Here is an 11,571-nt window from a genome sequence, read left to right on the forward strand (position 1 = left end):
CCGGGGCTCGGGCCGCTCCGCGATCCGGCCTGACGGAATCCGCTCCGCGAATTCCTGAAAGCGCTGGCTGGGTAATGGAGGGGTGCACAGGTTTCTTTCGAATAAAACCCGTAGCGTTTTATTCGGCTCCCCGAGGACGCTTTACACATTTTCCCAGAATTACTATTCCATGCATATCGAATAAGATAGTCCCGGTGGCGCTTGCCGAGCCGGCTCTTTCAGAACCCCTCCGAAACCGTCTGCAATCCCTAGCGAGCGCCAGCTCGTTCTCAAGGTCCGGCAATAGAGGAGATCAGAGATGGAAAAAGCTCTTGGAGCGGCGTGCGGGCCACTTTCCTGAGCCCTTCCCCCGCGGCATCACGGACAGCTCCCGAAGCCTTGGTGACACGGTCACGATCACGCAGGGAGGGCATCAGTGGATTTCTGGTCCATTTTCCTTCGCGCGGGATCCTCACCTCCGAAATATTACGTTATAACTGTGACGAGGACAATACCGCACTTCACCAATATGATAGCGCTGAATTTCGATGCGATATTCTCCTCTCCGCTACTCCCAAATCTGAAAACCCACCGCTTCCGCGACCCACCGAATCAATTCCGGCGGACCAAGTCGTCAGGGAAGCGGAAACGATCCATTCACACCGGAGAACCCATGCTCGAATACCGAGACAAATTCCTGACATCGCCCACCCGGTCGTCGATCCGATAACTTGTGTCAGAAAGCTCTGATCATTGCCATCGAAAAGTGAGCGGCGTTGGAAAGTAAGACCATAGCGACTGCAGGTTCACTGCTTGGCCCGCGCACGGACCAGCGTCTGCCGGCCGTGGGCCACGAGTCGTCGGGCACCGTCACTCTGGATGCCCCAGACTTCCAACTGACAAATGGTCAAGGTACGTCCGGACTTCAGGACGTCGCCGGTCCCTTCGAGACGGGCGCCCACAGCAGGTGCAAGGAGATTGATTTTGCGCCCCCCGGTGAGAACCTCGGAGTCCTCGTCGAACAGTGTCAGCGCCGCGTAGCCGCCGACACTGTCTGCCATCACGCTGGTAACCCCAGCGTGGACATATTCGCCGTCGACGACGGCCGAACCACACGCTGGGTGCGGTGTGCGTCGGCTCTGCACCCGGGACCGCGCCCACCGCAGTCGGTGACGGCGGCACGGAAGCAGCACAGCAGGAGCCGGGTGCGCTGGCCTTCGGACGCACGGCTCTCGCCCCTCTCTGCTGGTGGCGGGGCAGAGTCGTGGGTCCGAGGTCCGTAGACTGCCTCTGGCCTGGAGTTATGCAGCGAAGCCGACGTTGGTGCAGTACTCGTACGCTCCGTACTGGGATCCCAGATCGGGCAGGACGTCGTCGGTCCAGGCCGCGTCCAGGCCGTGGTGGTCTCCGGCCGCCCACGCGCCGACGATCCGGTCCCAGCGGCGCACATTCATGTGCCGGAAGGGGACGTCGCGCTGTAGGGGGCGGGCGACGCCGGACTGGTTGAGAGGATGGATCTCGACCCTGGTGCCGCCGTTCGCGTTGAGGCGCTTGAGCAGGTGCCGGGCCACGTTCTGCCGACGCACCGCCTGGTAGGCGTCGTCGATCTTCTTCAGGTTCTTCTTCGAGGGGCGGCGCTTGCCTTCCAGCCACGCCTTCAGCGTGCGGGCGGTCACCGTCAGCCCGGCTTCCCTGGCGGCCTGGCGGGCATGGTCGGACCTCGTCAGATAGTTCAGGCGTGCCATCAGTCCGCGCTTCGCGGTGACGGGGGTGATGATGCCGCCGGCGAGGTCGTCGAGCTTCCGCCCGACGAGTTCGCTTCCTTTGACGCCGCTCGCGCCGAACTTTCCGAAGTCGTTGTTCCTCTCCGGCATCTACTGCTCCTCCCCCATGGTGTCGGTGTCGGCGCCCGCGGTGTAGAGGTCTTTGACCTTGACCTCGGTCACCCCTCGGCCTTCGGGAAAAACACGGCGCCAGTCGCCGATGACGTGGAGTTCGTCGGTGCCCATCGCGCGGACGACGGCGAGTCCTTCGTCGTGGGCTTTGAGCGCTTTCATCCAGAGGTTGGCGAAGGCCTGGGAGCGGATGATGTGCATCCAGTCCGGCCGGTACAGCTCCCGGTTGTAGTTCGACTCCCCCATGGTGGAGACGAATTTCGAGTACATCGCCTTCACGTACTCCAGGGTGACCGGGTCACTGTCGGCGATGGCGGTGTCACGGGCGTCCTTGAGCGTGCTGCGGAACTTCTCCAGCAGGTTCTCCGTGGCTCCTGAAGTGTAGGACTCGTGGATTTCCGGCACCTCGCACAGCCCGTGCTTCGGGCTGGACAGGCGCAGCAGGAGCCGCAGGGTGGGTTCGGTGACCCAGAGGGGACCGGGCTCGTCGCGCTCGCCGATCGGGTTGGGCAGCACGGCGTCGTGCTCCCAGACCGGTGGGGTGATCAGGTGGACTCCGGCGCGGCGGCGGTCGTGCGGCATGCCGGTGGTGTGCTCCAACTGCCCGAGCGGCAGATGGGTCTTGAGGGCGGACAGATAAGCGCCGTTGACGTCGAGTGCCGTCACCTCATGAACGCCGGGCGGCAGTTCGGCGCGGGTCCATTTGGGGCGGGCCTCCCAGATCTGGTCCGCGCCCCGGGAGGTCTGCTTCTTCAGGATGTCGGGAATCCAGGGGTGGGCGATCACGTCGTACCGTGCGCCCTTGCGGGTTTCGTCCAGCAGGCGCATGGCGTCCGGGATCGCCTTCTTCAACAGCGCCGCGGTGGCCGTTTCCACGTCGCCCTGGTACTCGGCGAGTGCTCCCTCGACGGCCGCGTGGATCAAGTCCCCGGGGCCCGACGGTTCCTGGAACGCCCGGCGGGCCGGGCTCTTGGCACGCTTGGGGGGCTTCGGGGCAGCCGGGGCGGGCCGGTCGGCGGCCGGGGCCGGCGGCGTCCCGACTGTGCCGCCCTGGCATTCGGCGGGGTCCAGGTGCTGAGCGAAGCCCTCCACTCGCTGTCGGGCCGGACGCCCGCACAGCACACACGGCTCCGGGGCCATGAGTACCTCGACTTCGTCCCCGTCCTCGAACGCGAAAGAAGCGGGCCCGGCCTCAGCCGTAGCGTCCGCATCAACGGAGCGAACAGCGGTGGACTCCACCGCCGACTCGGTTTCGGGCGTGGTGTCGGTGAGGAGCTTGGCGCTCAATCCGTCCAGGAGGTAGGCGTACTTGGCGCGTACCTCGCCGGCCGGATCCCGGCCGGCCTCCCAGGCGCTGACCGTGGACGGGCTCACCCCGAGGGCGCGGGCCACCTGTGCCTTGGACAGCTGAGCCTGCTCGCGCAGGGCGCGGCGGGCTTCGGGTTCCGGGAGGTCGGCCTGGGGGGTGACGGAGTGGAGGAGGGAGTCGATCGCGTCGAAGTCGCTCACCGGAACGCTCCCTTCAGATGTAGGTGACGGGGTTGCGGGAGAGGTGCGGGACCTGGGTGGCGCGGCCGACGCGGTCGTCGCCGCGTTGCAGTTCTCCTTCGAGGGCGTAGCGGTCGCCGTGTTTGGAGATCCCGGTGATCTTCGCGACGGCCAGGACCGTGCCCTCGGTGTTGATGATCTGTACCTCGTCCTGGGAGAGCGCGCGGTCGGCGTTGAACTTCCAGATGCCGCGGCCGGTCTCCCAGACTTCGTCCTCGCTCATGCCGGGGCGCCATCCGATGGTGGATCGCCCGAGCCTGTCATCGGGGTCCGCCTCGCGCTCGGGGCCGATCTGGATCTGCAACACCTGCCCACCTCCTGGAGGCTGAACTGTTCAACTTGTCACCAAGTTACCACCCTTCCATATAACTTTACAACAAGTTAAAAAGTAGTCGGCTCACTGGCGTCGCCCGTCCCGGCCCGCGGCACTCCCGCGTGGGCGCCCTTCTACGAGCGGGCGGACACTATCTCCCCCGAAGCCTGTGAGCGAGGGGTCTTGGCTCCGACCTCGCCCGCCGCGACGGTTCGAGGGTCGACTGCTTCCAGAGGCGAGCCCACCCGGTAGGGGCACTCGGGGTCGTCGGGCTGGTTGGGGCGGTCATGCGGCAGCAAGTAGAACGTACGACGGGCGAAGAGGCCGCTGTCGGCGCTGCGCGGCGCGGTGGGCCCCAGGTTGGTGTAGCCGATCATCCGGCCGTCGCGCTCGTATCGGGGTTTGCCTCTGCGGGTGCCGACCTTGTCCAGGGCTTGGCGGACGTAGTCGAGGTCTTCGGTGTCCTCCAGCCAGACGACCTCGGCTTCCTGGACGAGATCGCCTTCCTGCGGAATCGCGCTCATCAGGCCTCCTGGGTCTCGGCGGCCGGGCACCGGCCTGGGGTCGGGGCTTTCATGCTGTTCGTCTTCCCGGCTCGCGCGGCGCGGTGGGGCGGCCGGCCCCGTCCATCGTACGGTCGGGCCGTGCGCCCTTCCCTGGTGCGGAAGGCCCTCATGGCGTCCCGCTTGCGCCATCGGTGTTCCCGTTGTGGAGCAGGGCGAGGCCGGGATAGAGCTTCTTGACGTTGTTCTTGATCATTTCTGCGGGTGAGGTCAGGCCGAGTTCCTGGCGGATGCGGCTGGCGAAGGCGCGGCTGGTGGAGGGCCGGATGCCTTCCTCCGAGCACCACCGGCCGTAGGTCTCGTACAGCAGTTTCTGTTCGACGCGCAGTTCCGGGTTAGGGCGTCCGTTCTCGCCCTTGGTGCAGCATTCGGTGATGAAGCGGCCCACGTGGTCTTCGGTCGTCTCGTAGGCGGCGGTCGCCAGCCGCACGGAGGCTGGCCCAGTGAGCGGGTCGCGGGTCGTCAAATAGCGTCCGGCTCCCTCGATCAGCCAGTGGAGGATACCCGGGCCCTCCTCGTGGACGAGTTCGGCGGCCAGATTGTCGATTTTCCGTTCGTCGGGGACGCTCCGCTCGAAGGGGATGATCCTCATGCGGCGCCAGAAGGCGTAGCCGCCGGTGCCCACTTCGGGACGGTGGTTGCCCAGGAGCCACAACTTGTGCGTGGGGGTGAAGGTGAAGAAGTTCTGTCGCATGCGGCGGGCGGTGATGGTGTCGCCACCGGTGAGGAGCTTGACGCGGGACTCGTTGAACCTGTCGTTGGGCTTGAGCTCGCTGCACACCACGATGCGTCGGCCGTGGAGTTCGGTCAGTTCGGTGGAGTGCTCGGTGAACTTGCCCTTCTCCATGAGGAAGCCGGGCGGGGCCGCGTTGGCGTAGTCGCCCAGGATCTGCATCATCACCTCCAGCAGCACGGACTTGCCGTTGGCTCCGGAACCGTAGAGGAAGGGCAGCACCTGGGCGCCGACGTCGCCGGTGATGGAGTAGCCGAGGAGCAGGTGCAGGAAGCGGGTGGTTTCCCCGCCTTTGGCGTCGTCGCCGAAGGTGTCGCGCAGGAAGCTGTTCCAGCGCGGGATGGGCATGGGGCGGGGCGCCACGAAGGTGGCCCGCGAGTGCATGTCCGTGAGCGGGTCGGGCTTGCGCAGCGTTCCGGTTCTGAGGTCGACGACGCCGGCCGGGGTGCACAGGGCGTAGATGTCGCCGTCCAGGACGTCGGGGTCCAGGCGGAGTCCGGGGGCGGCCTGCGCCTGGTAGAGCAGGGCTTTGAGTCCTGAGGTGGATTCGGAGTGCCGTCGGTGCGCGGCCAACTGGCGGGGGGTGAATCTTCCCTGGGGGTCGTGATCGGCGATCTGCTCGGCCATCTCCCCGGCAGCCCAGACCGCTGCCTCGTCGCCGCCGGTCAGTTTCCACCGGTACTCGTCCCAGGAATGCCATCCCATGCCGATCACATAACGGAACTGGTCGCGGTAGAGGCGGGCGAACAGTTTGGCGTTCCCCCGGTCCGTCAGCGAGTTGGGCAGCAGTCCGTGCGGTTCGGGGACGGGCTGTTGCCGGGCGTCGGTCTGCTGAGCGGGCAGGTTCGCGTGCGTCTCGGGCGGATCCCAGGCAAGGGTCTGCTGCTGGATCTGTGTTGCGGCCCTTTCCGCGTCGAAGCGTGTGGACTCGGCGCTCATGAACGTCCTCGGGGGTGGAGTGGGCGCTGAGCACCCGCAGACAGAGCTGTCTCGATGATCGTGAGGCTGCGGCTCTCCTGGGCGGGGCGTGCGGTGCGGGCCGCTTCCAGAAGCAGGGTGCGCGCTTCTTCCTCGGGGAGGTGGCCTCCTTGGACGAGTCCCCCGGCGGTGTAGGCGGCGCGGTTGAGTTTCTCCGTGAAGCTCGCCCCTTGCGGGGTCGCCGCGCATCCGGACACCTCGTCCAGGAGCGGGTTCAGGAGCCGCTCGGCTCCTTTCGCCGAGCGGCGTCGGCGGGGGCGGTCCGCGATCGCGGTGGGGCGGGGGGTCTGGGCCCGTACGTGGTGGGTGCGTACGAGTTCCGCTGCCAGCCAGCGGGGCAGCGGCGCCGGGATGCGGGTTGTTCCCAGCGGGCGGTAGCTGCCCGCGGTGGTCGTGGTCGCGGGGGCCACGATGTAGCCGTTGTCGGAGCGCACGTCGACCTGCCAGGCGAGTGCTGTTCTCGGGCTGGAGCCGGTCGAGGAGCGGTAGCGGGTCTCGGGGTGGGGGTTTCGGTACCAGATGTGCAGTCCCCCGGAGGGGGTCCGCACTCTCAGCGTGTCGGTGTCCGCGGCCGGGCTCTGCTCGCCGCGGAGGGCGGCGAGCAGGGCCAGGGTGTCGAAGCCTGTGGCCAGGCCGGAGAGGTTGACCTGGGGGGCGATGGGGATGCCCGGCAGGAGGCGGGAGCGGTCGGGTACGTGTGCGGCGTGGGCGTCCACGTCGAGGACGACCAGGTTCGCGGGGCCGCAGGAGACGCCGACTCCGAAGCGGGAGCCGGCGTGCCACCAGGCGTCGATGAGCTCGGGGTCGGTGGTCGCGGCGTGGAAGCCGTGGCACCAGCGTCCTGCCTGTTTGCAGGGGCAGAGCCTGGGCGGGTGCCGGTCCTCCTTGCACGCCTGGCAGTTGGCCGGAGGAACCTTCTGCCGAGGTGCGAGGGGATGGACCGGCCATCCTGCCCGGGCGCACCACCGGGCGATCGTGTTTCCGTGCACGGCCTCGCCCGGTGGCTCCGGTGGGGTCGAGGGGTGGCGGGTCAACACATCGTCCTTGTCGCGGTTCATGCCGTTCTCCGGCAGAACCAACGGGCCTGACGGGACTGAAGCATCGGGTTTGCCAGACGAGCGTAGCCCACGGGGTTGCAGCGGCGGAGAAGCCCCGGGACGTGTCGGCGGATCAGGATCCCGTCAGTCCCGCAGCCGGCGAGTCCCAGGAGGACTCAGTCCCGCGGGACCGTGGGCGCTTCAGTCCCGCACAGCAAAAGACCAGGTCAGAGAGTTTCCCTCCAGAACAACGGGACTGACGGGACTCGACCGTGCAGTTATCAGCTGCTCACGGCTACCGCTGCTTCCCCATGCGCGCGCGCATGTCGGAGACGCCTGGCGAGGTGATAACTACCGGGCCGAGTCCCGTCAGTCCCGTGCTTTCTGTGGAGAACCCATCTGACCTGCGCTTTCTCTGGCGGGACTGAGACGGGACCAAAGCGCTCCGGGACTGAAGGCACCGCTCTTTCAGCCGGTGGGAGGGGAGCTGGGAGCCAGGAGAAGCTGCTGGAGTTCGGCGGTGCACATCATGTAGCCGTCGGGGGCCGGCAGGTGTGCGAGGTAGTGGTCGAGGTCCGATGCCAGGGAGAAGACCCGTACCGGGGTGCCCGCGGCGCGGGCGGATTCGACGACGCTGCGTACGCCGTCCAGGACGGCGGGGTGGCGGGTGCGGTAGGAGTCGGCGACCAGGTGGTTGCCCCGGTCCGCGGCGAGATAGAACTGCACCAGGTCCTTGAGGCCGACGAAGAGTTCACTGGCCCCGGCGGCGCACAGCGCGGTGGTGGCGTGGACGGCGGAGGGCGTCTCGACGAAGGCGGACAGGGGGGTGCCGTCGGGTAAGTCGAGATGGGCTCTGAGTTGTGCGAACTCCGTCTCGTCGCTGACGAACGGCACCGAGAGCCCCACCCGGTCCGCCTCGTCGCCGAGGCGTTTGCGCAGGGTCGCCAGTACGGCGTGCAGGGCCTCGCGGTAGCCGGTGGAGCCCAGGAGCCAGCGTGCGCCGTGCATGCCCATCTCGGGGTTGGGCTCGATGGCGACGGGGGCGGCCTGGGTGACTTCGGCCGCGTGGTCGGAGCGCAGGTCGAGCATGCGCAGGACGAGTCGCTGACCGGGCAGAAGCGCTTCGACGAAGCCGCACAGCCGCTCTCCGACGGCCTGTCCGTAAGCGGTGATGCCTGCGGTGTCGCCGGCCATGGCGTCGAGCGGGCTCAGCCCCAGGGCCAGGCAGAGGAATTCCTCACGGATGAAGAAGGACTCGACGCGGGCGGCTTCGGGTCCGCAGGAGTTGATCGTCGTGATGTCCTGGAGGTCCGCGATGACCGCACACGCCGAGCCGATGGCGTCCAGTACGGGGTTGCCGCCCCCGGGAGCCGGGGCTGGGCGGGGCCCGACGACGATGGAGGCGCTCTCCAGGTAGAGCGTCACCTCGCCGACGAGATCGGCGAGGTCCGCCTCCTCGACGCGCAGTACCGGAATCCCCCTGCCGCGGCACAGGGACTGCATGTGACCGGTGAGTCCACCGGAGCCGCACACCACGGCCCGTGCGGCCACGATGGCGTCGTACAGCCCCGCTTCCAGGGAAGGGGCGATGAGGATGGTTCCTTCGCGCGGACTTCGCGTTCGGTTGCAGGTGCCCTGAAGCACACTCTCGGTGCCGCCGGCCAGGAGAGATCCCAGAATCCGTCGCCCGTTCCCGTTCAACTAGTCCTCCGGATGTTCGGCGTTCTCCAACCCCAGTTGCCGACGCAGCTGCCGTGGTGTCACGGAGACGTCGTTGAGCCGTTCCACGGCCACCCGGTTGACGATCGCCCTCATCAGGCGTTCGTCACGGGGGACGCCCGTGGGAAGTACGGGGAGGCTGCCCAGGGAGCGAATACGGGCGTTCAGGCGGGATTCCAGTGCTTCCCTGCTCCTTCGTTCGCGGGTGGCCAGCCTCCGCACTTCCAGTCCCACAGACTCCTCCAGTGCCTCGCGGACCGCTTCCTCCGGGTTGCTGACATAGCTGCGGTAGTGGGAATGCCGGGCGGCGAGGTCGTCGAAGCCGTCCTGTCGCAGTTCAAGCCGTTCGACGACGTGGGCGGCGACGGCGACGGAGTGGTTCTTGATGGCTGCGAGGTTGAACGCGAAGGCGCCGGTCCGGCCGTGCCTGACGATCTCGTCGCCCTCTCTCGGCACGCCGACGGTGGAGATCGGCCCGACCGGTGTGCCGTCGGAGCTCAGCAGCGTTCCGCATTCGTCGACCTCCACGCCGCGCCCGGTGCGCTCGTGGGGGACCGCGATGCCCTTGCGGAGGAGGTTGCGCCAGAGCGGCTGCTCCACCTTGGTGTAGTCGAATTCCCTGCCGAAGTTGGACACCACGAGGTCGGCTTCGACGCTGTGCCGCTCGTGCTGTGCGGCGACGGAGACCGTCAGCCGTCCGGACTCCGCCGGGGTGATCTCCTGCACCCGGCCGACGACCAGTTCCACCCGGCCGTCCTGGGGACGCATCGCTCGCTCGATGATCTCCATCGTGTACTCCACGGCCCCGACGCGCAGGGCCGCGAGGCTGGTGGCGAACTCGTCGAGCAGTCGGCGCAGGTCGTCGGTCGGGATGCGGTCGATGACCTCCGGGATGTACGGCTCCCAGGCTTTGGCGACCCGTTCGGAGACGATCACGGAGTCGATCTCGGGGTGCTGGTCCCTGACGGTCGCGCAGGCGGCCTGCCAGGCGGCCCTGACACGGGCGAGGAATTCCTCGCGGTCGCGGTAGGGCTCCATCAGGAGGTCGGGGCGCGGCAGCCGCACCACTCCGTGTTCGTGGGTGTCGGGGTAGGTGCGGAAGATCGTCCCTGACCTGGAGATCAGGTGGATACGGCCGACGTGTCCGTTGCGCAGCAGCAGGCCCGCCGAATCGTAGGCGCTCAGAACCGATCCGACGATGGCCACGGAGGCATCGGGCGGGAGACGGGTAAGCGCGCGGAGCCCGGGGGCGGAGTACGGGTTGCGGACGAAGGAGGGATGCCTGGCGACGCCGGCGGCGAAAGGCGGCTCCTTGAGTTCCAGGCCGGTGGCGAGGACGACGTGGTCCGCGTCGAGGATCTGCGTGTCCGGGAGCGGGCCGGGGCGCAGCCCTTCGGTCGTGTACGGGCCGAGGCCCCTGACGGTCACCTCGAAGCCGCGGTCGCATGGCCTGGTGTCGAGCGCCTCGCCGTCCGCTTCCACGAGGACGACTCCGGGGCAGGATTCCCGGGCGGCCTCGATCAGCCGGTCGTCGAGATAGTCCTGGAAGATGCGGCGGGGGGCGGGGCCCTGCTCGGTGAACTTCCAGGAGGCCCAGCGCTGGGGCCAGTCCCGGCGGTCTGCCTCCTGGTTGGCCCAGTTGATGAAGTCGAGCACGTCTTCGCGGAACACCGACATCCGGCCGGCCTGGATGTTGAAGACGTGGTCCCAGGGATTGCCGTCACGGTGATACGCGACGCCCGCCGAGCGGTAGTCGGCACGCCGCTCCAGGAGGATGACTTCCAGGGGTCTTCTCGCGAAATGGAGCAGCCGTATCGCGGTGGCCGTGCCGGCCAGGCCCGCCCCCACGACCAGCACCCTGGGGCGCGCACCCGTCTTGCCCATGAAGCCTCCCCGCTGACTCAGGGGCGCCCCGTCGTGCGCTCCCCGTCGGTGTCTTCGCTGACTGGAAGTTCCCTGACTGGGCATCAACTCGGCTTATCCGTACAGGGATCGGGCCGGAACACGATGCCGGGACAGGGTCGTGCACGATCGTGGCGCCGACGATACCCGAAGGCACCGGACGGCGAAGCCCCTGTCGGTGAGCCGCCCCCCCGAGCTGGAAAGGGGCGGGTCGCCGGCAGGGGCGGCCGCATGGCCCGCCGGAGCCTGTCCGGGGCCGTGGGGGCGGGAGCGTCAGCTGTCGATGCCGGGAACGGCGGGGACGTCGATCTCGGTGCGGGCGTAGTGGTTGAAGTAGTTGGTGTAGAGGTTCACGGCCACGTGGACGAAGACCTCGGCGAGCTCGGTGTCCGTCCATCCCTGGGCCACGGCCGCGTCCCACGAGGCGTCCGACGCCTCGCCCACCTCGCCGGCGATCTCCCGGGCGACCTGGACCAGGGCTTCGAGCTTCGCGTCGTCCCCGGGCGTCCCCCGGCGTATCGCCACGGTCTCTTCCAGGGTGAAGCCCGCCACCTTCGCCGACACCGTGTGCGCCGCCTGGCAGTACGCGCATGCGTCGACCGCGCCCACGGCGAGGGCGATCGCCTCACGTGTGCGGGCGTCGAAGGTTCCGTGTTCGGCGACGGCTCCGGTGATCGCGGCGTAGGTCTCCAGGACCACGGGGGAATGGGCCATTCCCCCGTGGATGTTGAGCACTCGCCCGAATCGCTTCTCCAGCCGGCGCAGAATCTCTCCGCCGGCTGCGGGTGCGGTGTCGATGGTGTGGACGGGAATCCGCGGCATGGGAATGCCTCTCCTCTTAGTGGTGGGAGTTCCTCGTCCTCGCAGTCTGCCCAAGCACCCGCCCCTGTGAGCTGTCTTCGCC

Annotated in this window: 9 protein-coding genes and 1 pseudogene; all 10 read right to left on the bottom strand. The window is 67.9% G+C overall.

Going from position 1 to position 11,571, the window contains the following annotated elements:
* Nucleotides 1-785: 785 nt before the first annotated feature.
* Nucleotides 786-1,067, bottom strand: a pseudogene (locus tag ACZ6CZ_RS30180) (PaaI family thioesterase); the annotation flags it as partial.
* A 213-nt stretch (nucleotides 1,068-1,280) separates the two neighbouring features.
* Nucleotides 1,281-1,853 (bottom strand): helix-turn-helix domain-containing protein, encoded by a 573-nt coding sequence (locus tag ACZ6CZ_RS30185; protein ID WP_468858515.1) that lies wholly within the window; start codon nucleotides 1,851-1,853, stop codon nucleotides 1,281-1,283.
* The gene (locus ACZ6CZ_RS30190) at nucleotides 1,854-3,383 is read right to left on the bottom strand and encodes a helix-turn-helix domain-containing protein (protein ID WP_468858518.1); all 1,530 of its coding nucleotides are present in this window, start codon (nucleotides 3,381-3,383) and stop codon (nucleotides 1,854-1,856) included.
* Nucleotides 3,384-3,396: 13 nt separating this feature from the next.
* Nucleotides 3,397-3,729, bottom strand: coding sequence for a hypothetical protein (locus tag ACZ6CZ_RS30195; RefSeq protein WP_073772386.1), 333 nt, complete (start codon nucleotides 3,727-3,729; stop codon nucleotides 3,397-3,399).
* A 140-nt stretch (nucleotides 3,730-3,869) separates the two neighbouring features.
* Nucleotides 3,870-4,259 (bottom strand): DUF6009 family protein, encoded by a 390-nt coding sequence (locus ACZ6CZ_RS30200; protein WP_073772387.1) that lies wholly within the window; start codon nucleotides 4,257-4,259, stop codon nucleotides 3,870-3,872.
* Nucleotides 4,260-4,407: 148 nt separating this feature from the next.
* Nucleotides 4,408-5,970 carry a DNA primase family protein gene (locus tag ACZ6CZ_RS30205; protein WP_468858522.1) on the bottom strand — a complete coding sequence of 521 codons (1,563 nt, stop codon included), beginning with the start codon at nucleotides 5,968-5,970 and terminating at the stop codon, nucleotides 4,408-4,410.
* On the bottom strand, nucleotides 5,967-7,067 hold the full coding sequence (locus ACZ6CZ_RS30210) for a bifunctional DNA primase/polymerase (protein ID WP_468858525.1): 1,101 nt from the start codon (nucleotides 7,065-7,067) through the stop codon (nucleotides 5,967-5,969). The genes ACZ6CZ_RS30205 and ACZ6CZ_RS30210 overlap by 4 nt, the downstream gene beginning before the upstream one ends.
* Nucleotides 7,068-7,514: 447 nt before the next feature.
* Nucleotides 7,515-8,747, bottom strand: coding sequence for a putative PEP-binding protein (locus ACZ6CZ_RS30215; RefSeq protein ID WP_468858527.1), 1,233 nt, complete (start codon nucleotides 8,745-8,747; stop codon nucleotides 7,515-7,517).
* A complete protein-coding gene (locus ACZ6CZ_RS30220; RefSeq protein ID WP_468858530.1) occupies nucleotides 8,748-10,649 on the bottom strand; it encodes an FAD/NAD(P)-binding protein in 1,902 nt (633 codons plus the stop codon).
* Between the two features lie 291 nt (nucleotides 10,650-10,940).
* Nucleotides 10,941-11,489, bottom strand: a complete 549-nt coding sequence (locus ACZ6CZ_RS30225) for a carboxymuconolactone decarboxylase family protein (protein ID WP_073772391.1) — start codon at nucleotides 11,487-11,489, stop codon at nucleotides 10,941-10,943.
* Nucleotides 11,490-11,571 lie beyond the last annotated feature (82 nt).

Source organism: Streptomyces sp. NPDC041135 (genome assembly GCF_055592085.1).